At 57.7% G+C, this 21,762-nt stretch carries 25 protein-coding genes; 9 read left to right on the top strand and 16 right to left on the bottom strand.

The window, feature by feature from the left end:
- The 6 genes from AC06G5_RS16655 (at position 1) to AC06G5_RS16630 (ending at position 5,810) form a co-directional block, all read left to right on the top strand.
- On the top strand, positions 1-1,068 hold the full coding sequence (locus AC06G5_RS16655) for a maleylacetate reductase (protein WP_480457631.1): 1,068 nt from the start codon (positions 1-3) through the stop codon (positions 1,066-1,068).
- Between the two features lie 37 nt (positions 1,069-1,105).
- On the top strand, positions 1,106-1,978 hold the full coding sequence (locus AC06G5_RS16650) for a dioxygenase family protein (RefSeq protein ID WP_413428805.1): 873 nt from the start codon (positions 1,106-1,108) through the stop codon (positions 1,976-1,978).
- 3 nt (positions 1,979-1,981) lie between these two features.
- Positions 1,982-2,299 carry a YciI family protein gene (locus tag AC06G5_RS16645; RefSeq protein WP_413428806.1) on the top strand — a complete coding sequence of 106 codons (318 nt, stop codon included), beginning with the start codon at positions 1,982-1,984 and terminating at the stop codon, positions 2,297-2,299.
- On the top strand, positions 2,296-2,649 hold the full coding sequence (locus tag AC06G5_RS16640) for a Rieske (2Fe-2S) protein (protein ID WP_413428807.1): 354 nt from the start codon (positions 2,296-2,298) through the stop codon (positions 2,647-2,649). The genes AC06G5_RS16645 and AC06G5_RS16640 overlap by 4 nt, the downstream gene beginning before the upstream one ends.
- Positions 2,650-2,715: 66 nt before the next feature.
- Complete coding sequence (locus tag AC06G5_RS16635) at positions 2,716-3,171, top strand: hypothetical protein (RefSeq protein ID WP_413428808.1); 456 nt, start codon at positions 2,716-2,718, stop codon at positions 3,169-3,171.
- A 1,028-nt stretch (positions 3,172-4,199) separates the two neighbouring features.
- Positions 4,200-5,810 (top strand): mechanosensitive ion channel family protein, encoded by a 1,611-nt coding sequence (locus AC06G5_RS16630; RefSeq protein ID WP_480457628.1) that lies wholly within the window; start codon positions 4,200-4,202, stop codon positions 5,808-5,810.
- Between the two features lie 80 nt (positions 5,811-5,890).
- Here the strand turns inward: AC06G5_RS16630 and AC06G5_RS16625 are convergent, their stop codons facing one another.
- The 10 genes from AC06G5_RS16625 to AC06G5_RS16580 all read right to left on the bottom strand — a co-directional run bounded on the left by AC06G5_RS16625 (position 5,891) and on the right by AC06G5_RS16580 (position 13,986).
- Entirely contained in the window at positions 5,891-6,391 is a 501-nt protein-coding gene (locus tag AC06G5_RS16625) for an outer membrane beta-barrel protein (RefSeq protein ID WP_413428612.1), read from the bottom strand.
- A gap of 67 nt (positions 6,392-6,458) precedes the next feature.
- Positions 6,459-8,054 carry an EAL domain-containing protein gene (locus tag AC06G5_RS16620; RefSeq protein WP_413428611.1) on the bottom strand — a complete coding sequence of 532 codons (1,596 nt, stop codon included), beginning with the start codon at positions 8,052-8,054 and terminating at the stop codon, positions 6,459-6,461.
- A 240-nt stretch (positions 8,055-8,294) separates the two neighbouring features.
- On the bottom strand, positions 8,295-9,269 hold the full coding sequence (locus AC06G5_RS16615; protein ID WP_413428610.1) for a helix-turn-helix domain-containing protein: 975 nt from the start codon (positions 9,267-9,269) through the stop codon (positions 8,295-8,297).
- Between the two features lie 61 nt (positions 9,270-9,330).
- Positions 9,331-9,663 carry a hypothetical protein gene (locus AC06G5_RS16610; RefSeq protein ID WP_413428609.1) on the bottom strand — a complete coding sequence of 111 codons (333 nt, stop codon included), beginning with the start codon at positions 9,661-9,663 and terminating at the stop codon, positions 9,331-9,333.
- A 164-nt stretch (positions 9,664-9,827) separates the two neighbouring features.
- Complete coding sequence (locus tag AC06G5_RS16605; protein ID WP_413428615.1) at positions 9,828-10,118, bottom strand: hypothetical protein; 291 nt, start codon at positions 10,116-10,118, stop codon at positions 9,828-9,830.
- A 182-nt stretch (positions 10,119-10,300) separates the two neighbouring features.
- Complete coding sequence (locus AC06G5_RS16600) at positions 10,301-10,783, bottom strand: hypothetical protein (RefSeq protein WP_008023577.1); 483 nt, start codon at positions 10,781-10,783, stop codon at positions 10,301-10,303.
- Complete coding sequence (locus AC06G5_RS16595) at positions 10,780-11,601, bottom strand: transcriptional regulator (RefSeq protein WP_413428608.1); 822 nt, start codon at positions 11,599-11,601, stop codon at positions 10,780-10,782. The genes AC06G5_RS16600 and AC06G5_RS16595 overlap by 4 nt, the downstream gene beginning before the upstream one ends.
- A 654-nt stretch (positions 11,602-12,255) precedes the next feature.
- A complete protein-coding gene (locus AC06G5_RS16590; RefSeq protein ID WP_413428607.1) occupies positions 12,256-12,597 on the bottom strand; it encodes a hypothetical protein in 342 nt (113 codons plus the stop codon).
- Positions 12,598-12,685: 88 nt separating this feature from the next.
- A complete protein-coding gene (locus AC06G5_RS16585; RefSeq protein ID WP_413428614.1) occupies positions 12,686-13,147 on the bottom strand; it encodes a hypothetical protein in 462 nt (153 codons plus the stop codon).
- 158 nt (positions 13,148-13,305) lie between these two features.
- A complete protein-coding gene (locus tag AC06G5_RS16580) occupies positions 13,306-13,986 on the bottom strand; it encodes a DUF3313 domain-containing protein (protein WP_413428606.1) in 681 nt (226 codons plus the stop codon).
- A 347-nt stretch (positions 13,987-14,333) separates the two neighbouring features.
- Between AC06G5_RS16580 and AC06G5_RS16575 the strand changes: the two genes are divergently transcribed.
- Positions 14,334-14,726: a GFA family protein gene (locus AC06G5_RS16575; protein WP_413704689.1), complete on the top strand. Its 393-nt coding sequence runs from the start codon at positions 14,334-14,336 to the stop codon at positions 14,724-14,726.
- Between the two features lie 45 nt (positions 14,727-14,771).
- On the opposite strand, the gene AC06G5_RS16570 is transcribed toward AC06G5_RS16575, so the two are convergent.
- The 5 genes from AC06G5_RS16570 to AC06G5_RS16550 form a co-directional block, all read right to left on the bottom strand.
- Positions 14,772-15,536, bottom strand: a complete 765-nt coding sequence (locus AC06G5_RS16570; RefSeq protein ID WP_413704690.1) for an ABC transporter ATP-binding protein — start codon at positions 15,534-15,536, stop codon at positions 14,772-14,774.
- Positions 15,537-15,552: 16 nt separating this feature from the next.
- Complete coding sequence (locus AC06G5_RS16565) at positions 15,553-16,263, bottom strand: ABC transporter permease (RefSeq protein ID WP_413428649.1); 711 nt, start codon at positions 16,261-16,263, stop codon at positions 15,553-15,555.
- Entirely contained in the window at positions 16,260-16,988 is a 729-nt protein-coding gene (locus tag AC06G5_RS16560; protein ID WP_413428648.1) for an ABC transporter permease, read from the bottom strand. The genes AC06G5_RS16565 and AC06G5_RS16560 overlap by 4 nt, the downstream gene beginning before the upstream one ends.
- 55 nt (positions 16,989-17,043) lie before the next feature.
- Positions 17,044-17,826, bottom strand: a complete 783-nt coding sequence (locus AC06G5_RS16555) for a transporter substrate-binding domain-containing protein (RefSeq protein ID WP_413428647.1) — start codon at positions 17,824-17,826, stop codon at positions 17,044-17,046.
- A 268-nt stretch (positions 17,827-18,094) separates the two neighbouring features.
- Positions 18,095-19,036, bottom strand: coding sequence for a LysR family transcriptional regulator (locus AC06G5_RS16550; protein WP_413704691.1), 942 nt, complete (start codon positions 19,034-19,036; stop codon positions 18,095-18,097).
- Between the two features lie 266 nt (positions 19,037-19,302).
- Between AC06G5_RS16550 and AC06G5_RS16545 the strand changes: the two genes are divergently transcribed.
- Together AC06G5_RS16545 and AC06G5_RS16540 are read left to right on the top strand one after the other, a co-directional pair.
- Complete coding sequence (locus AC06G5_RS16545) at positions 19,303-19,743, top strand: DoxX family protein (protein ID WP_413704692.1); 441 nt, start codon at positions 19,303-19,305, stop codon at positions 19,741-19,743.
- 73 nt (positions 19,744-19,816) lie between these two features.
- The gene (locus AC06G5_RS16540; RefSeq protein WP_413704693.1) at positions 19,817-20,740 is read left to right on the top strand and encodes an NADP-dependent oxidoreductase; all 924 of its coding nucleotides are present in this window, start codon (positions 19,817-19,819) and stop codon (positions 20,738-20,740) included.
- A 20-nt stretch (positions 20,741-20,760) separates the two neighbouring features.
- Here the strand turns inward: AC06G5_RS16540 and AC06G5_RS16535 are convergent, their stop codons facing one another.
- Positions 20,761-21,672 (bottom strand): LysR family transcriptional regulator, encoded by a 912-nt coding sequence (locus AC06G5_RS16535; RefSeq protein WP_413428635.1) that lies wholly within the window; start codon positions 21,670-21,672, stop codon positions 20,761-20,763.
- Positions 21,673-21,762 lie beyond the last annotated feature (90 nt).

Here is a 21,762-nt window from a genome sequence, read left to right as displayed (position 1 = left end):
ATGAATCCATTCGTTTACCAAAGCCTGCCGACCCGTGTGGTGTTCGGCTGGGGCAAGCTCTCGGCGCTGGCGGAAGAAATCGAGCGATTGGGCGCCCGGCGCGCGCTGATTCTCACGACGCCGGAACAACACGGGCTCGGCGAGCAGGTCGCCGCGTTGCTCGGTGATCGTGCGGCCGGGGTCTATCCCAAAGCCGTGATGCACGTTCCGCTGGAAGTGGCACAAGCGGCGCGCATCGAGGCGGCGCGGCTGGACGCCGATTGCTGCGTGGCCATTGGCGGTGGCTCGACCATCGGCCTGGGCAAGGCGATCGCGATGGATTCCGGCCTGCCGATCGTGGCGGTGCCGACCACCTACGCCGGTTCCGAGATGACGCCGATCTACGGGCTGACCGAAAACCGCCTGAAGAAAACCGGGCGAGATCCCAAAGTCCTGCCCAGGACAGTGATCTACGACCCGCAATTGACCCTGACCCTGCCATCGCAGATATCTGCCTGCTCGGGCATGAACGCCATGGCCCACGCGGTCGAGGCCCTGTACGCCCAGGACGCCAACCCGATCATCGGTTTCATGGCTGAAGAGTCGATTCGCTCACTGGCGCAGGCGTTACCAGGTGTGGTCAGCAATCCCGATGACCCCGAGGCGCGCAGCCACGCGTTGTATGGCGCGTGGCTGGCGGGCATTTGCCTGGGCTCGGTCGGCATGGCCTTGCACCACAAGCTCTGCCACACCTTGGGCGGCACGTTCAATTTGCCCCATGCCCAGGCGCACGCCATCGTCTTGCCCCATGCTGCGCATTACAACCGCGAAGCGGCGGCGGGGCCATTGCAACGGGCTGCACGCGCGTTAGGCGGGAGTGAGGCGAGCGAGGTCGGTGCCTTGTTGTACGCACTGAACCAGAAACTGGGTATTCCACTGGCATTGGCGGACATCGGCTTCCCGGCAAACGGCCCGGTGGAAGCCGCACAAATCGCCTGCGCCAGTCCTTACTACAACCCACGGCCGTTTGAACAAGGTCCGATTGAGGCGTTGTTGAACCGTGCTCTGAAAGGTCAGGCCCCAGCCTGATCTGCCGGCCACTCTTATCCTCGTCGGAATAACAACAATGACCGATAAAGACAAAGCCATAGAGTCACTGATCTCCCAACAGGCAGTGAACAGCTTCAACGATGCGCCCAACGCGCGTTACAAACAGATCATGCAAAGCCTGGTGCACCACCTGCATGCGTTTGTCCGCGAGGTCGAATTGACCGAGCAGGAGTGGTTCGAAGGCATCGGTTTTTTGACCGACACCGGGCACAAATGTGATGGCCTGGTGCGCCAGGAATTCATTCTGCTGTCGGACACCCTGGGCATTTCGATGCTGGTCGATGCGATCAACCATCGGCACAGCGCAACGGCCACCGAAACGACCGTGTTCGGGCCGTTCTACATCGAAGGCATGCCCGAGCGCGAGTTCGGCGAAAACATGGCCTTCACGCCGGGCGAGCCGGCACTGGTACGCGGGCGTGTGGTGGATACCCAGGGCAACCCGCTGGCCGATGCGGTGCTCGACGTCTGGCAAACCGCCGAGAACGGCATGTATTCAGGGCAAGACGTCGAACAGCCGTTCGGTAACTTGCGCGGGCGTTATCGCACTGACGCCGATGGCTACTTTGCGATTCGCACGATTGTCCCTGTGGCCTACCCGATACCGACCGATGGCCCGGTGGGGCGCATGCTCGATGCCGCCAACCGTCATGCGTGGCGGCCCGCGCACCTGCATTTCATGATCGAGGTGCCGGGTTATCGCAAGCTGGTGACGCACCTGTTCAATCACGATGATCCGTACCTGGCGTCCGATGCGGTGTTTGGCGTCAAGCATTCGTTGCAGGTGATCTACGAGGACCGCCGCACCCATGACATGTTGTCCGCCAGCCTGGGTATGGACGTGCCGTTCAAGCGTGCGAGTTACGAATTCGTCATGGAGAAAGCGTGACTCATGGGCCAGTTCTTTGCGGTATTCGCCACTGACCATCCGGACTCGCTGGCTTTGCGTCAGCGTCTGCGGCCCAGGCACCAGGCGCATTTGCGTGCCACCGGCGACCATCGGGTGGTTGTGCGGCTCGGTGGACCCATCCTCGACGATGCCGGCACGGCGATGAATGGCACGTTGCTGGTCATCGAGGCGGGCAGCCTGCTTGAGGTGGAAGCGTTCATGCAGGACGATCCCTATGTGCAGGCGGGCCTGTTCGCCAGCATTCAGATTCGCCCCTGGCACTGGAGCCTGGGCAACCCGGAACTGCGCGGGTTTCCATGACTACCATTACCTTGTGTCAACTCGATGATATTGCCGATGGCGGGGCGTTGGGACTGCCGCAGCATCGGCAATTGCATCCCGCCGGGCTGGTGGCGGTGCGCCAGGGTGAACAGGTATGGGTGTACGTCAACCGTTGCCCGCATTTTTCGGTGCCGCTGGACTTCAATCCGCAGCAATTCTGTACCTACCGAGGCAAGGTCCTGATGTGCGCCCATCACAGCGCAATGTTTCGTTTCGCCGACGGGCACTGCATCGACGGCCCGTGTAAAGGCGCGCAACTGGAGTCTGTACCGGTGCGTTGGGTCGACCGCCGACTGGTGATGGACATCGAGCCCACCGTCGGTCAGTAACCGGGTGGTTGTCGGAGGCTGATCTAAACTCCTTTGGGGGTGAACCACGGTCATCCGGAGGTCATCATGAAAAAGTTGTCACCCATCACTCTGTGCCTTGCCTTGTCGGTTTTCAGTGCCCCGGGATGGGCGCAAACGGTGGTGCCGCTGAAAGGGCAAAGTTCGCAACAAACCCAGGCCGACATCAACGAATGCAACAGCATCGCCGCCAGCCAGAGTGCCTCGACGACTTCCACGCCTTCCGGCGGGAGGGTCAAGGGCGCTGCTGTCGGGGCCGCTGCCGGCGCGACCGCGGCCCAGGTGCGCGGCAATCAGCACGACGAGGCGTATGACCGCGTCGATAGTGATGTGCAACAGCAATACCGCCAGAACCGCGCCAAGGAGACGGCGGCGGCCGGCGCCGTGGTCGGTGCTTCACGTCAGCGCCAGGAACGCCGGGAGCAATCGAAAACCACCCAGGCGAACACTGCGACGGCCTACACCAGTTGTTTGCAGGGCAAGGGTTATCAGGTCAACCCTTGAATCGGGTGCAGATAACACTGTGTGCATATCCGTTGCTGCGGTAACGGCGACTTAGGGTTTCGCCCTTACGGCGACTCACTTTTTTTACAAGCGCCTAAAAAAAGTAAGCAAAAAAACGCTCGCCCCGAACGTCCGGCCCCTCGCCAGGGCTCGGGGTTCCTTCGCTCCGGCATTCATCCGGGGGCATTGCCCTCCGGTCGGCTGCGCGCGACCTACATGCAATGAGTTCGACTGCGTCGAACGACGCTGCGCGTCTATCCCCGGATGAACACCTCCACTCAGCCTGCCGAGGGGGCGGGTGGATCAAGATCAAGAGCGGCAGGCGAGCTAACGCTCGGCCTGTGGTGTGGTGAAGAGCGTCTGTGTACGCCGATCTGCTTTTGCTCTGCTCTGCTCTGCTTTTCTGTAGGAGCGGGCTTGCCCGCGATGGTCGTCAACGATGACGCGGGCTGTCTGAATGCCCGCGGTGTCCCGGCGTTTTTCGCGAGCAGGCTCGCTCCTACAGGGGAACGCGTTCAATTGCGACCAGGTCGGCCGGTAGGCCGCCTCGCTTTGGCTTTGGCTTTTGATCTTCTTGCCCCCTCGTGAGGCCGAGCGCAGGTTCTGCGCAGTGGGCAACCCGGCATGGATGCCGGGTTAGCCGCGTACGGCCATGGATGGCCGATCGCGGCGGGCCCACGGAGCAGGACCGGAGCGAGGGAATGCCGAGCCTTGGCGAGGCACCGAACGTCAGGGGCAAGAGCCCTTGGTTACTTGGGGCTTTTCCAAGTAACCCGCCGTAAAGGCGGAACCGTTAGTGGCCGTGACCGCGGAAACGGATATGTACACAAAAAACGTCGCCAGACACAAAGCCTTCGCGAGCAAGCTCGCTCCTACAGGGATCTTCAGTGTTTTGAGCGACTGCCGCGGGCAGACCCCAAACCAGCAGGGCGTAATCGCCTGCCCGGCGAGTCTGACAACCGTTCATCGGTGAACTACGCTGCGATACGTACCCTCGATTCGAACCTTGTGAAGTAAGGATCCGACACATGCGGAGCAGGCTGCTCGCTGTAATGTTTACTGTTTTCGGGATGTTTGGATCGGTGCAATTGTGGGCCGAAGACGCACCGAAAGTGGTTGATGCTCCCGTTGAATTAAAAGTGGCCAACCGCAGCATCATGGTGTTTCGCGCGAGCATCCTCGGCGAAGCACCGGCCAACCGGGTTAAACGGGCGAAAGCGGTCATCGGTGAGGCGCTGGATGAAGAGGACGACCTCAATGTCACCCTCGACCCGATCTCAAAAAGCTACATGGTGCTGCTGGGTAGCCGGCGTGCCTTTATCGTTTCGCCCAAGGACTTCGACGAGACCGAATACGACTCGGTCCAGCAGGCCGCCGAAGCCGCGGCTGGCAAGCTGCGCCAGGTCGTGGCCGAAACCCGGGAAGCCCGCAGCCTGCGATTGATTCTGCGTTCCACAGGCGCCGCGTTGCTGGCCACCGGTGTATACATCGGTCTGTTGTTCGGCATGTCGCTTGTGCGGCGTAGAGTGTTGAAGAAACTGCCCGAACTGATGCATCGGCACACCCAGGCCCTGAAAGTCGGAAGGGTTCCGCTGGTCGATGCCAATTATCTGTATCCGTTGGCCAGCCGCCTGCTGGAGCTGGTGCGCTGGGTCGTTGTGTTGCTGCTTACCTACGAATGGCTGGGCTTTGTCCTGTCACGTTTTCCCTATACCCGTCCCTGGGGCGAAAGCCTCAACAACTATCTGCTGGAGCTCGGTGGCTATCTGCTGCAAGGGATCGTCGGTGCCATTCCCGGCTTGGGCGTGGCGCTGGCGATCTTTTTTATCGCCCGCGGCGCAACCGCGTTCATGCGGCGGATACTGCGGCGCATGGCGGCACCGGGAACCCTCAGCTGGCTGAACCATGAAACCCTGCAACCGACCCAACGCCTGACGTCGCTGGCGATCTGGCTGTTTGCCCTGGCCATGGCCTATCCGTACCTGCCGGGTGCCGGCACCGATGCTTTCAAAGGTTTGTCGGTGTTGATCGGCCTGATGATTTCCCTCGGCGCCACCAGCGTGGTGGGCCAGGCGGCAGCGGGGTTGATCCTGACCTACACCCGAACCCTGCGCCCCGGCGAGTTCGTGCGCATTGGCGAATACGAAGGCACGGTGACGGAACTTGGCATGTTTACCACCAGCATCCGCACCGGTCTGGGCGAGGTGCTGACCCTGCCCAACTCGATGATCACCGGCACCGTCACCAAGAACTACTCGCGGGTAGTGCAAGGCCCTGGTTACGTGGTCGACACTGTCGTGACCATCGGCTACGACACACCGTGGCGGCAGGTGGAGGCGATGTTGCTGGAGGCGGCAAAACGCACGCCGGGGATTCTCGAAGTGCCGCCGGCCCAGGTGTTTCAGACGGCGCTGTCGGACTTCTACCCGGAATACCGACTGGTGGCCCAGGCCATTCCCAGTCAGCCTCGGCCGCGAGCGGTGCTGTTGAGCATGCTGCACGCCAATATCCAGGATGTGTTCAACGAGTACGGCGTGCAGATCATGTCGCCGCACTACCTGGGCGACCCGCAACAAGAGAAGTGGGTGCCCAGGGACAAGTGGTACCCGGCGCCCGCACAAGAGCGCAAGGAATCCTGATTGCGCCTGGAAGGGAGGCGGGGAGGAGCGATGCGACGAGTGCGTTGAGCGACCGGCGCGGCCGCTCAGTTGCAGCGGTGTCAGAAAAGAATATAGGCGGATGCGGTGGTCTGGTTCAGGTCGATCTCTCCGACCTCCAGAACTTCGTATTCAGCGCGCAGGCCGATGTTGCGAAAGACATCGAATTCCAGGCCGACACCGTAGGTCAGATCAACCCCGGTATCGTCGTCGGTGGCATTGCCGTCGGCGTCCCAGGCGTGAGCACCGACACTGCCGAACACTCGCAACCGATCACCTATTGGAAAACCGACATGGGCGGCAGCCTGGGCCGACTTGCCTTCGAAATCGACATTCTTGTCCTTGAATTGACCGAGATCGACGTAGGCACCCTCGAAGGCCAGGTAGCTATTGACGCGATACCCTGCATAAACCTTGTAGCTGGTGTCGTCGTCGTCCAGTCTGGATTCGTCGCTCTGGATGCTGCTTACGCCAGCTCCAAGATATAAACCTTTGTCATCGGCGAGCGCCTGAAAAGACAGCAGCGAAAGCAGAGAAGCGAAGCCAAGGTTTCGAAGTAGCATCTGTAGTGGAGTCCTTGTACAGGTTTTGGTGTTAGGGTTCGGCGTGCATTTGAGGGGCCTCGAGGGGCTAATGAAAATCATTGATTGATATTTTCGAGTCGTAGGACGGGATGTTTGGCGGACATTGAAAGTAGCGTCTTGCCAACGCTTGAATAGGCAACGCTTCGGAGAACAACCAGCCCTGTGCCAATAGAACGCCCTCCGAAACCAGGTGCGGCAGTTGCTCCTGAGTCTCGACACCCTCTGCGACCACCTTCAGTCTTAGCGACCTGGCCAACTGGGCAATGTGTCGCCACATGGCATCCCTGGCCGCGATCTTGTCGTCGGCGATGAATGAGCGATCAATTTTCAGAATATCGAAAGGCACTGAATCCAGAAGCGACAGGTTGGAATAGCCGATGCCGAAGTCGTCCACGGCAATGCGATGGCCGCACGCACGAAGCTGTCGCAATTGCATCGCGGCAGGCTTCTGGTCGAGCAAGGTCCTTTCGGTGATTTCAAAAGTCATGGCGGACGCAGGCATGCCATAGGTTGCCAGCAGGCTGGCGACAAAGTCTGGAAAGGTCGGGTCCTGAATGTCCTGGGCGCAAAGATTGACCGTTATGTAGAAGTCCTTGCACGCCCAAAGGTAAGTGCTGTAGTCCTCCGCCACTTGCCGAATCACCGAACGCGTAAGTTGGCGGATCAAGCCGGATTTCTCAGCTACCGGAATAAAAACATCCGCAGGCACAGGGGTGCCGTTGACGTTCCAGCGTGAAAGCGATTCGGCGCCTACCAGATAGCCCGTGGTCAAATTGACGATAGGCTGATAGTGAACACCCAGCGTGTTGGCTTTTATGGCATTGCGAAGCTGTACGGCAGTGGAGGTGTAATGCCGTTGGGCACACCTTGCGAGCAGGAGCAGCGCTGCGAACAGGCACACAAGGCCAATGAATAATTTGAATTTGAGACCTGACAGGTAGCTCAGCGGAAGCGAAATGACGGCGATCAGTTCATTTCGGTTGCCCGCAAAGGCGATGAAGACCTTGTCTGCCGAGGTCACGAGTTCTTCAAGGTGGAGCGGCTTCTGCGTCATCAGGGCGTGGGGGGCCGTAGAGGCAATGGGCACTGCGCCGCCGGGGCCGATGAGGTCCAGTTGCAGGTCCTCGGGAAGCTTCAGATTGTCGAGCAGGATCTTCTTGTTTGCCCAGACGTAGGTTGACTGTTCCGACACAATGATAAAGTCGGTGTCCGCAGAAACGGCGTGGCCGGTATCGACCCAATAGGTTCGCTTTCCAACGGAGAACTTGCGCTTCGCGTTATCGGTCAGTATCGACGGCAGTTCCTGTCCGTAGGAGGAACAGATCTTGCCATTCGATAACTGGATGGCCGCCTGATCAACAAAACGCAGGTTCTTGACCAGGTCGGCCAGTTGTGAATATTGCTCGACGGAGCATTCCCGGCCCGAACGATCAAGACCACCGAGGGTTCCCAATACCTTGTCGATCTGTGCATTAGGTTCGACTTGAGCGGCACGCAAATCGGCATAAACGTTATTCAACTTCCGTGCAATGAATGGCTCGGCCAGTAATCCGGCACAGAACCATGCGGCCCAGCCCGCTGCAGCAATCAGACATACAGTGACTGCGTGCCTTCCAGGTAACGCTTTATATATGGCAACCATCGAAAACCCCGAGGTATCATTATTTCACTGTGCACTTTGTAGCCACGTATTAAACGTCTTCAGTACCAGTCAATTACCCAGGCCAACAAGATGCCGCTGGCGTAGGCGGTAATGCACAGGATGATCTTCTGCTTGAGCGGCAGTGTGTTTATTCGATGATGCATGCTTATCTCCTTGAGTGGAAAAATAAGCAATTGTGGGTACCTGTGCCTGGTGAAACGTAATTATTAATCGTTATTTTCAGGGGTTTGATAAAAGCCCGCCAACGATCTGCTTATACGCGGATGAGGTCGTGTTTCTGGGCTTGGCGGAACTGCGCCTGGCCGTTTCCGACGGTGTCTCTCCGTAAGCAAGCTGATACGCCATGGAAAACCGGCCCAGATGATGAAAGTTCCAGAACATCGCGGTTTCAGTCACAGTGGGCCAGGTTTTATTAATCAGATCGCGACGGGCACTGGCGAGTCTCAAGTTCCTGATATACGCGATTGGCGACATCCCGAACGTTTCAATGAAGCCAAAGTGCAAGGTGCGGGTTGTGGTTTCAAGTTGCCTTACGAGTGACTTGATAGTCAGCGTCTTTTTTGTATTTTCATGAATGTACTCTATGGCTTGTATCGCCACTTTTCTTCTTGTCGGGACTTTACGGCTGAAGCCGCCAGCGGGCGTCAATGCCTGCAATAGAGAGGCAAGTACCGCATCAGCGTCGTTGGTGTCGACACAGGAAACGCTGATGGCTTGAATGGCAGATCGTATGAATTTAAAGTTTTCAGCCTGGAAACTGTGTTCTGTTCTGTTTGCAAGTATATCGATGATCGAGTGACGTTGGCGGCACCGGTCATAATGCTCCAGAGTTGTGGTCAGGGTGAAAAGTGTTTCATTCGGTTCACAGGTATAATGCACCGGTTCATCGCTGTGCAGTACGATGATTTCGTTGGGCCGTAGTTTGTAATTGTTGACGACAGGGCGACCAATCGGGACCTGCGAGATGGCGAATGTTACGCATCCGGCAGGGACGGCGCTGACCAGAGTGACGGATGAATCGAACTCCAGACGACTGCACTGGAGTTCGGGGCTGTGAAAGAGCTTATGTTGACGAATGTGCGCCTCATGCTCAGTCGGGATAAGGCTCATTTCCCATTTTCCTATCGTCCTGTTCAGTTGGCTTGGCAAGGCAGAAGACAAATGAAAGATTTCATCGGGCGGTGCAATACTCATGAAGTTGAAAGCTCATCTGTTAATTGATTAGGGTCAGGCAATGACTGCCCGCGCAGCGATGTCAGAGCCCCCGGATCAGTTCCAGTTCCGCCGAAAATGCGTACTTGCTGTCCAATGGAGAGTCGTCCATGTGCTGGACGTTGCGCGGGTCAACCTTCGCACTGAAGATTTTCGATTGGGGTTTCATCGGGTCAATGGCTGCAGCCGAAAATGAATGAAAGTCGTCAATGCGATAACCCGTTTTTACCTGATAGCCAGTTTTCACAGCATTCAGGGCCTTCTTGTTGGTTTCGGTACAGGTCAATTTTTCACTGTAGACGCCCTTGTCGTCGGCCATGGCCTTGAGAGAAAGCAATAAACCAAACGACACGGTGACGAAGTTTTTCAGTAGCATCGAGGCGATTCCTTATTAGCAGTTTATTCAGGCAGAACGTAATTTCAGCTGCAGCTCTGCCACGGATCGGTCTGCAAATAATCTCACCCGGATTGCACCTGCAAAAATCAAAAACTCATATTTGTCAGGTTGTCAGAAGGGGCCAGTCAACGCCTGCATCGGCCTCATAGCACTATGCGCGAGTTGGCGTAACTCGAGCCGGTATCACCTTGTGGTGGGCCAGAGAGAGGGAAATCACTTTCTTGCTCGTCTGTGTGATACTCATTTTCGGTTTGAATTTTCAGATGCGACAGTTTCTGGCTGTCATCGGGGCTTGTTTCAATTTCAAAATATTCAATTGTCGTGCTTTCGACGGCTTGCTCGTCGTGCGCTAGCGAATAAAGTGGCATGGCAGACAAAAACAGAACCGCCAGGAGTCCGAAAGTCGGCGATTTGCTGGTTCGCAGGAAGTGCATTGCTTTCACTTGATTCCCCTGTATAGGGCATTGTCCCGGACGGGAATCAAGCAGGCTCGATTCCAGAGATTATCGGCGGGGGATTTTGTGCTGGTGCGCCATCTGATTCAAATCAATAACTGTTATTTTTGCCTGGAAGATTGTTTGACGTGAATCTGTGCCAAGTCGGTGCGGGAGGGCGACTAATGGTTCATGCAGCGCAAACGGCCAAGTTCATGCAGGTAAAAACACACGGCATTCTTGTTCTGCGTCGGTATCAATTCGTAGTTTAGTATGGCGCCTTCTTGCAAGACGTATTGGCGTCTGAAGAACAGGTCGGGGGTCTTTTCAATGGCAAAGAGTTCATTGTCCTGACTGAGTTTGACGTTCCTGACTTGAATCTGCACGTGTGTTTTGTTTTCTCCGATGATATTCGCCGAAATGGTCGCATTGCGGATTTGTCCATTCAGGCTTTCCAGCGTGGTTCCAGTCAGTCGACCATGACCGATGGTGAGGTACTCTTCGGTGTTGAGTTGATTGAGATCTTCCAGCCATTGCCGGGTTTTCGTTTGATAGCTAGTGTTTTCCATGTAGTGCGAAGGAGAATAAAAAAAGGAAAAAATGCACAGTGCATTGATCAGGGCAATAATCGGCCAGTGAATGACTTGCGGGATCTCAAACTTCATAAGGTGACTTCCAGGCATTGGCGAATCATCAAGGCGAGGTCTCTTTCACTGCTGTTCAATTGCAGGTTTGCGGTGCTTAGATCCGGGCGAATGCACGAAACGGAGTAGTTGGCTTTATACAGGTTGATCCAGACTTGACCTTTCAGGCTTGGTGGCAGCTGTTCAGATTGTTTGGCCGACAGTTCCATCAGCGCTTGTGCCTCGGCCAGATCATTGCCTACGGCGTGGATGACCAATCCATTCTTGTCGACGCTGGAAATTTCAATTTTTGGCGCGTCGAAATCGAATTGGAAAACAGTCAAGGCAACGACTGCCAGCGTAACGATGTAAGCGATCAGTTGTGGCTTTGTAATGCCGATGGATTTTCTGGTTTTACCTGAAGGTGTTGGCGCCCCTTCACTAACAGGTGGCGGCATTTGTCCAACGTCGGGAACAGGTGGCTGCGCAGTTTCCTCCGGGGGAGTTGGTACATCTGCTACTGCATCGACTATACAGTTGCGGTTGAAGCAATATCCTCGTCGAGGAACAGTCATCAAAATCTCGTGATCCCGACTGTCATTAAGAATATTGCGTAGTGAGAAAACGGTTTGATTCAAACTGCCGGAGGCAACCACGCGGTCATTCCAGGTGTAGTCGATGATTTCGTCGCGGCTTTTAGTGACACCTGGCTCCATGAGCAGCAGGTCCAACAGGCGTGACTCGGCTCTGCCTAGCGTGGAATTTTGTACATCTCCATGGGGTGTTGTAATGGAAAGCACGGCGCTGTCTGGGTCGAATACTGCCACAGCGCCATTTTTCAACTTGAAGGTGTGGCTCATAGAAAACTTCCGTTCAGGCGGTACTGGCCTGAGTATAGGGGCCGGATTAGGCGCGGTACATTCTGGTCTTGGAGGCGAACGAAGATGAGGGCCAGGCGGAAGGTGCACGGTGTGTCGCATTTACAATGCTGCAATGGCTCGTTTCAGCGGCATGCAGTGTGGCCAACAGCCCAGGCTGTCAGTGGAATCAGTTGACTCAAACGAAGGAAAAACATTGCTGGATGACCCATGGTTTTCGATTTGGACACCATGAATAATGCTTGGAATGGACTATCTGCGCTATCCGAAAACTGCAAGCTCGGGCAGGTGGATTTGCGCGCAGCAAGGTCTGAGTGGACTGTCGTTGTTGTCCGGACAAGGTATTAGTTGCTACTTGAACGGGTTGAGAGTTTTCACAATACAAGTCAATGATTGTTTTTTTTGCGCCTGGAAGATTGCAAAGCATTTTTGATTCCAATTAGCTTTGAACCAGGCTGATTACAGCTTTAAATGGATCTCGAGGAGCGTTGACACATATCGCGTTCAGGGTTTGCCTGTCGCGACGTAAACGATCCTCACCTCTCGTTCAACGGCCTTTGCCCCGCGTCCTTTTATCAAGGGCGCGGGGCTTTTTTGGGGCCGCTCAATCATGAACCGGCAAGTCGCTGGCTGGTGCTACAGGCATTCCTGTGCGGTGCGCTCGAAGCTCGATGGCTTGAAGGTCGAGGCCAGCAATTGGCGCTCGTATAGATACACCTTGCCGCCATCCTGTGCCCTATGGGTTTCCAGCACAGTGTCTACGGCAACTTTGCTTGAAACGACAACCCGGTAGCTGCGTTCGCTCCGTGACACCAAAGGACTCATCTCTTTGTCCTGTAACTTCGGTACGAGACAGTCAACATACTGCTCGGGAGATTTGTCCGTTTGCAACGTTGAAGTCGGATTGTTCGGGGAGGTGGCACAACCGGCAAGGAGCCAGGAAGCGAACACCACGACAGGAACACATACAAGGCGCATGGGTGGAGCCCTCAAGTTCAATTCGGTTGGGTTCGTTGAGTCATGGACAGGAAGGTCGGTAAACGTTCCGGGTCATCTTCGCCGCCGATCAGGGCAAAACATCGTAGCCACGTTGTTGCAGGCAGCTGCTGTAGACCGAGTTGTTGGCGGTGGTGCTTTGCTCGCTCGCATTCAGGTTCTGCCGGCGCTCCTGTCGCTGCCTGGAAGCCCCCACGACGGCTCCCGCAGCCGCGGCACTGCGTGCCCGGTTCTGGCGATAGTCTTGCTTGGTATCGTCGTCGATCTGGTCATAGACGTTTTCATGCTGGCGGCCCCGGACTTCTGCCGCGGTGGCCCCGGCTACCGCGGCGGTAGCGGCGCCCTTTACCCGGCCACCGGAAGGCACGGTGCTTTGTACCGGAAATTGCGCGTTGGCCTGGGATTGGCAGGCACTGGTGTCCTGCTGGATGGTCTGGGAAGTCTGACCTTTGAGGGGGACCACCGTCGCCGCCAGGGCGCTGGTGCTCAGTAACAGCATAAGGACCGCTAAGGTATGGGCCGGTATTTTCATCATTGGGCCTCACGTCAGGCGTCGGCACGGCTGACGGTTTGTCAGAGGGAAAAGCGACGTGGCGCCACTTTGAAACCCCATGCCGGTCTGTTTGCCATGCCTGCCAATGCCGGTGGACGGCAGGCACTGCGACGTTTGCGATGGGGTTTGCTTGAGCGTCAATGCTTGAGGAGGAGGGCCTGCATATCGTCTGTCATGCCTTTGAGTGCAACCTTGAAGTCATTGGCAACAATCGGCTGCTCGGCATTGTCGAGCGTCGCGCCGAATACCTTGCGAACGACCTTCGCCACCGGCAAACCGGTCTTGGAGTCGATCAGGTTGGCTTCGATGTACATCTCGGCAGTCTGGTCCCGATGTCCGGTGGCTGCTTGTGTTGCCCCGACAATCGCGCCGATTGGAACGGCCTCGTACCAGTGCATGCCTTCGTTGTTGGCGCTGACGTGAGTGATCGCCGCCTGCAGGATCAGCGAACGCGAATTGGTTGGCGCCAGTTGCGGGTAAGGGACGATTGTATAGCGGCGGGCAAAGGCGGTCTTGACGCTATTACTGGCCATCAATTGCAAGTCTTGCAGTGTCTTCAGGCTGACGCGCGCAGTCGGCTTCGGCGCTGGATACAGCTCCATCTGCCTGAACACGACTGTGGAGTACGCGCGAGGATCGAACCCCGGCGATACCCAGCGCAATACTTTCTGCTCACTCGGTGTAGTTTGCTCCTCCAGGCCCTGGTAGTTGCCCAGGAAGCCCGAGTATTGCTCTTGCTGCGCCACTTTCGAGACGCAGCCGACCTGAAATACACAGCTCAAAGCAATACCCGCAATCCATTTATTCGACATGCCCATGTGTTTGGTTCTCAAGTGATGAAAATTGTCATTCGGGTTCCGATCTGGCGCCAGGCATTGGTCTGGGTGCCTCGTATTTGGGCACGGTTACTCGCCAGTCGGTTACGCAAAGCAGGTGCTTGCACGCCGGTCAATGCGGGCCGGATGCTGCCTGCAGCAGCGGGATAATCCGAATCAATAACTCTCAAAAACTGTTAAACACACGGTCGGTGATTGGCTGTGCCGGCCTGGACACCACCCGCAGCCTGACGACCTTGGGGGTGTGCGCCGAATCGACCTACAATTGGCAATCGCGAGAATGGTCGGTACCGCTCAACCTGGCAGCGTGGCTTTAGAGGAGACACGGCATGGACCGATTCACCGGCGGTTGTTTGTGCGGCAAGGTGCGCCTGGTCGCGTCGGGGCGCCCGTTCCGGGTTGGTGTCTGTCACTGCCTGGATTGCCGCAAGCATCATGGAGCGCTGTTTCACGCGTTCGCGATATTTCATCAGGATGCCGTGACGATCGAAGGCGAAACACGTGACTACGCCGGGCGGCATTTCTGTCCGCACTGCGGTTCGTCCGTGTTCGCCCGCAGCGCAGACGAAATCGAAGTGAACCTCGGATCCCTGGATGCCCCTGACCAGCTGACGCCAACCTACGAGAGCTGGGTCGTGCGTCGCGAGGCCTGGTTGCCGCCGTTTCCGCTCACACGACACTACGAACGCGACCGGGATTCCACGGGACGTTTTGAGGGTTGAACCAGCGTCTTCGAGCGACCCTGCGGTCGCTCGAAGACGCTGCGGTTACTTCAGGTTGCCGCTGAGGAATTGCTGCAGACGCTCGCTTTTTGGATTGCCCAATACGTCCTCGGGCACACCTTGCTCTTCGACCCGCCCCTGGTGCAGGAACAGCACCTGGTTCGACACTTTGCGCGCAAAGCTCATTTCGTGGGTCACCATGATCATGGTGCGGCCTTCTTCGGCCAGACCCTGGATCACCTTGAGCACTTCGCCCACCAGTTCCGGGTCCAGGGCCGAAGTCGGCTCGTCGAACAGCATGATCTCCGGCTCCATGCTCAGGGCACGGGCAATGGCGACCCGTTGCTGCTGGCCACCCGAGAGAAACGCCGGGTACTGATCTGCGACGCGTGCCGGCAAACCGACCTTGTCCAGGTAGCGCCGGGCGCGATCCTCCGCGTCCTTCTTGCTGACGCCCAGCACCCGGCGTGGAGCCATGGTGATGTTTTCCAGCACAGTCATGTGGCTCCACAGGTTGAAGTGCTGGAACACCATCGCCAGGCGAGTGCGGATGCGTTGCAGTTCTTTGGCGTCGGCCACGCGCATGCCGTGGTGGTCATGGACCATTTTGATCGGCTGGTTGTCCAGGCTCATGGCGCCGTCGTTGGGCGTTTCCAGGAAGTTGATGCAACGCAGAAAAGTGCTCTTGCCCGAACCACTGGCGCCAATCAGGCTGATCACATCGCCGGTCCTGGCGTTTAGCGAAACGCCCTTGAGCACTTCATGGTTGCCGTAACTTTTGTGCAGGTTTTCAACGGTCAGTTTGTACATGAACAAGCATCCTGAATTAGTGGGCCGGGCCGAGGAAGGACAACCAACGGCGTTCAGCCAGGCGGAACAGGCCGACCAGGGAGAAAGTGACTGCCAGGTAGATCAACGCGGCGATACCGAACGACTGGAAGGTCAGGAAGGTCGCCGAGTTGGCGTCCCGCGCGACTTTCAGAATGTCCGGGATGGTTGCGGTGAAGGCCACGGTGGTCGAGTGCAGCATCAGAATCACTTCGTTGCTGTAGTAAGGCAGCGAGCGACGCAGGGCGGACGGCATGATCACGTAGGTGTACAGCCTCCAGCCGGTCAGCCCGTAGGCTTTGGCCGCTTCGACCTCACCGTGGGCCATGCTGCGAATTGCCCCGGCGAAGATCTCCGTGGTGTAGGCGCAGGTGTTCAGGGCGAAGGCCAGGATGGTGCAGTTCATCGCATCGCGAAAGAACGCATCCAGTACTGGCTGGGCACGCACCGCGGCCAGGCTGTAAATGCCGGTGTAGCAGATCAGCAGCTGAATATAGAGTGGCGTACCCCGAAACAGATAGGTGTAGAACTGCACCGGCCAGCGCACCAGGACATTGCTCGAGACCCGGGCAATCGACAGCGGGATCGACATCACGAAGCCGAAGAAGATCGAGGCACTGAGCAGCCAGAGGGTCATGGCCAGCCCGGTGATGTGATTGCCGTCCTGGAACAGGAAAGGTTTCCAGTATTCCTGCAGTAGCTCGATCATCGCACGGCCTCCCGGGTGCCTGCGGCGTAGAAGATTTCCATCCGGCGCAAGACGTAGTTCGAAACGGTGGTTATCACCAGATAGATCAAGGCGGCCAGGATCAGGAAGAAGAACAGCTGATAGGAGCTCTTGCCCGCGTCCTGGGCCACCTTGACCAGATCGGCCAGGCCAATGATCGACACCAGCGCGGTGGCCTTGAGGATCACCATCCAGTTATTGCCGATGCCCGGCAGGGCAAAACGCATCATTTGCGGGAACACCACCAGGCGAAAGCGCTGGGCACGGGTCAGGCCGTAGGCGGTAGCCGCTTCCATTTGCCCTCGCGGTACGGCAAGGATGGCGCCACGGAAGGTTTCGGTGAAATAAGCCCCGTAGATGAAGCCCAGGGTAATGACTCCGGCGCTGAAGGGGTTGATTTCGATATAGTCCCAGTCCAGTGCTTCGGTCAGGCTGGTCAGCCAGGTTTGCAGGCTGTAGAAAATCAACAGCATCAGCACCAGGTCCGGCACCCCGCGGATCAGCGTGGTGTAGGCCTGCGCAGGGACGCGCAGCAGTGCCGATTTCGAAAGCTTGGCGCTGGCGCCGATCAGGCCCAGGCCAACGCTCACCAGCAAGCACAGAAAGGATAATTTGACAGTCATCCAGGAGCCTTGCAGCAACAGCGGGCCGAAGCCCTTGAGGCTGAAGCCTGACAGCCCAAGAATCTGCAATAGGTTTTCTAGCATTGAGCAGCCCTACCTCAATCAAAAAAGTGCCCATCCGAGAATGGGCGCAGGGTCATTATTTGTCGCTGTAGAGATTCAGATCGCCAAAGTGCTTCTGCTGGACGGCCGCATAGGTGCCGTTGTCGTGCAGTGCCTTGATCCCTTTGTTCAGCAAGGCCTGGAGCTCGGCATTGCCTTTGGTCAGGCCCACGGCGGTTTTGGCCGGCAGCAGGGGGCTTTCGACCGGCTCGCTGATCTGGAAGTCGGCGCCTGGTGGCGACTTCAGGAAGCCCAGTTCGGCTTGCAGCATGTCCTGGATAGAGGCATCGAGGCGTCCGGAGATCAGGTCGGCGTACACCTGGTCCTGGTTGGCGTAGGCCTGGGTCTCGACCCCGGCCTTGTCCAGCACGGCCTTAGCGTAGGCTTCCTGGATGGTGCCTTGCTCGTAGCCGACTTTCTTGCCCTTGAGGGAGGCCGGATCGGTGCCGATGGCCGTGCCTTTCTTGAATACCAGCGCGGTCGGGCCAGAGAACAGCTCGCTCGAGAAGTCGATGACTTTCTCACGCGCCGGCGTGACGGTCATGGAAGAGATCACGCCATCGAACTTGTTGGCCTTGAGGCCGGGAATCATGCCATCGAAGTCGCTTTCAACCCACTTGCACTTGACCTTCAGCTCAGCGCAGATCGCGTTGCCCAGGTCGATATCGAAGCCCACCAGGCTGCCATCGGCGGCCTTGGATTCGAACGGCGCATAAGAGGGGTCGACGCCAAAGCGCAACTCCTTGTACTCCTTGGCCAGCGCAGAACCGGCAGCCACACACAAAGCCAATGCAGAAAGGGTGAGAAATGCTTTTTTCATTATTTTTTTCCCAAGGACCATCGAAAGCGCTTGTGCCGCAAGAGCGCATGTACTGCGTAGCGAAGTGTCTTATGCACACGCAAGTACTTGTACAGACAATCATATGCAATCACCCGGCCAATTCGCGGATTGGGCGTTTGAGAAAACGCGGGCAGCGCTCTGGGATGGGCTTGGCGGGCAGGTGAGCGCAGGGGAGAGGTGGCCTGCGAGGCTGTTACCAACGCAGGTTTTTACACCCGGCTGGGGTATGCGGTAACAAAGTGTGAGATCAGGGGGGCCGACTTTCCTGGTTCAATCCTTGATGCTCCAGCGCCGCGCCTTGTTGAACGAAACGGTCGATCAACCACCTTGCCGCCGGACCCGGTGGCAGATCCGTGCGGTAGATGACGTCGAAGGAATATTTTCCGCTTTTGTATTCCGGAATGTTCAACTGCACGAGCCGGCCGCTCTCCAGATCCTCCTGGACCATCGGCGCCGGCATGTTCCCCCAACCGATGCCTTCGCGCAGCAGCATGTGCTTGGCGCCCAGATCCGCCAGGCGCCAGGTGCGGTTGCTGAGCACGGCGAAATCCTTGTCCCTGGTCAGCAGCGAGCGATCGGACAGCACCAGTTGCGTGAACTCTCGCCCGGCGCCTGGAACATTCGAGTCGCTCGAAGCCAGCGGATGATTCGGGGCTGCCACCGGAATCAACTCGACGCTGCCGACGCCAATTCTTTCGATACCGTCGAGACCTTCGTTCATCGGCCCACTGACGCCGACGATTGCGCCTCGGTTGATCACCAGTTCCGTGACGGCGCCGAGGGCTTCCATGTGCAAGTGCAGGGCAACCGTAGGAAATTCTTCCCGAAAGGATTTGAGGGCGTCCACCACGCGCTCCGGGGGCAGCATCACATCGAGCACCACGTGAACTTCGGCTTCGAGGCCCTGAAGCAGCCCCTTCACTTTGGCGCGTAAACCATGAATGCCGTTGGCGATGGTCCTGGCTTCGGCCAGCACGGTGCGGCCGGCGTCGGTGAGCTGCGGTTTGCGTGTGGTCTGACGGTCGAACAGCGACACACCGAGTTGCGTTTCCAGGTTGGCAATCGAGTAGCTGATGACTGAAGTGGCACGATGCAGCTTTCTGGCAGCCGCTGCAAAACTGCCGACTTCAACAACGGTCAGGAACACCCGCAGTTGGTCGAGTGTCGGTGTTCCGGGATCAGAAATCATGCCTGTTTCCTCGAGCGTAATGGTCAGTACCCGCGGACCCGGATGCGGCCAGGCGCTGACCGCGAATGTGCGCGTCCGGGCCTGTTGCAGAGGTCCGTTCAGCGTTTTTCACGATTGAACTCCCTTTCGATGATGTGAATTGCTTGCCTATTTATTCGAACCTAATGATCTAAATTAGTCTTCTATTCAGATTAGATGTCAAGGCGCAAGATTTCTTCACAGCAGCGATTCATGGCGAGTCGCGCAAACTTTGAAGGAATTACCTCATGACGACTTCCGCAAACATCGCTCCTTCCACCCACTCTGAACAGAACCGGTCCGACGTGACCCAAGCCTCGGCCTCGTTGATCGGCCGCGTACTGCTCAGCGCAATTTTCATTCTCTCCGGTTTTTCGAAACTGGCCGCTCCCGCGATGATGGTCGGCTACATCAGCTCCGTGGGCCTTCCGCTTCCGCAACTGGCGCTGGCGTTGGCGATCGTTGTCGAGATCGGTGGCGGCCTGGCGTTGATCGCCGGTTACCGCACCCGCACCGTTGCCGCGGTACTGGCCGTGTTCAGTGTGTTTACCGCACTGGCTTTCCATAACGCGCTGGGCGATCAGAACCAGTTCATCCACTTCTTCAAGAACATCGCGATGGCCGGTGGCCTGCTTCAGGTCGTGGCCTTTGGTGCCGGTCGCTTCAGCCTCGACGCTCGCCGTCGTTGATACCCCCCGCGCTGCGAAGGCCGGTCCCTCGCAGCGCAGTGTTTTCCTCCCTTATTCAATAGTCGAGACCTCCATGAAAGCCATACGCGTGTACGAATACGGCAGCCCTGAAGTTTTACGTCTGGAAGACATTACAGACCCGGTGGCAGGTATTGGTGAAGTGCTGATCGATGTCGGCGGGGCAGGGGTCAACCCGATTGACTGGAAGATCCTGTCCGGTGCCATGAAAGCGTTCATCCCGTTACCGCTGCCGTTTACCCCGGGAGTCGAAGTGGCCGGTACCGTGATCGCGCTGGGGCAGGGCGTCACTGAGTTCAGCATTGGCGATGAAGTGTTCGGCTTCATCAACATCGTCGGCGGTTATGCGACCAAGGCGGTTGCCCAGGTTGCAAAGCTGGCGATAAAACCCAAATCGCTGAGTGCCTTGCAGGCCAGCGCTGTCCCCGCAACTGCCCTGACGGCCTGGCAAGCCCTGACCGACCACGCTGGCGTGCAACGGCGGCAGAAGGTGTTGATCCATGCCGCGGCCGGTGGTGTGGGCAGCATGGCGGTGCAGATTGCCAAATACCTGGGCGCTGAAGTCTACGCAACGGCCTCTGCGCACAATCATGCCTACCTGAAGGACCTCGGTGCCGATTACACCATCGACTACAGGACCCAGGCATTCGACGAGCTGGTGGCCGGTGTCGATGTCGTACTGGATCTGGTGGGCGGCGAAACGCAAAACCGTTCGTTCAAAGTTCTGAAAAGAAACGGTGTGCTGGTCTCGCCAGTGAGCCTGCCGAATATGTCGCTGGCCAACGACTATGGCGTGACCCCCGCCAACTTCGCCACCCGTTCCGATGGCCGACAGCTCACGCTCATTGCCGAACTGTTCGACAAGGGCCACCTCACGGTCGACGTCGAGGCCTACCCGTTGAGTGAGGCCAAAGCGGCGATCGAGAAAAGCATGGGCCGTCATTTGCGGGGCAGGCTTGTCCTCGATACAACCCGGTAAGTCGCCAGCATCGGGTGCGGTTACTGATAAACCTGCGGTACATCTGCCGCATTCATCTTCCGAATCACCAAACCGATGAACGCCGACACTGCGGGCGGAAGCTGTCGGCGGCTCGGATACAGCACATTCAGGCCGTAGCCGTTGGGCTGGTATTGAGGCAACACCGGGACCAGTACGCCGGTATCCACTTCAAGCTTGGCCATCAGCGGCGGCAGCAACGCGATGCCGAGGCCCGCCACGGCGGCCTTGCGCTGCGACTGAGCGGTATTGCCGCTGAAGCGCCCGGTCACTTGTATCTCTTCCTCACCCTTCGGGCCGATCAAATGCCATGTGGCATGGCCGCCGGGATGCGCGGAAATCACGCAGTCGTGGCTCGCCAGGTCCTGTAGCGTGCGGGGTGAGCCACGCGCCGCGAGGTAGTCGGGGCTGGCAACCATCCCGACGCTGCGCGGGTCAAGGATCTGACGACCGACATAGCCTGAATCGCGCAAGGGGCCGCCGCGAAAGGCGACATCGATCTGCTCGGCGATCAGGTCGGCCTTTGCATCGCTGAGCACGAAGTCGAGTCGCACGCGTGGATACGCGGTCAGAAACTCGCTCACCCACGCCATCTCGAAGAAGTCGAAAAAGTCTGCCGGAGCCGCCACGCGAACCCGGCCACTGGGCTCGCTACTGCCCGTGATCAAATCCTGTCCCGCTTCCAGCAGGTCATCGACGGCACCCACGCAACGCTCATGAAAGCCCTGGCCTGCACTGGTGAGCGTGAGCTTGCGAGTGGAGCGTTGCAGCAACCGGGTGCCGAGCCGCGTTTCAAGCTGCTGGATGCGCCGACTCACGGTATTGGGCGGCATGCCCAGCCGTCGTGCGGCTTCTGCAAAGCTGCCGCAATGTACTACCTGGACAAACATGGCGATGTCATTGAGGTCGAGCATGGCGGGGCATTCCTGATGCTGGTGGACGAGTGCAATCCAATTGTACCGCCTTATCAAGTAATCAGGCCTGGCCTATTGTCTGGAGCATCG

Source organism: Pseudomonas sp. WT-JTC (assembly GCF_056711565.1).
This window is presented reverse-complemented; position numbering and strand designations above follow the sequence as displayed.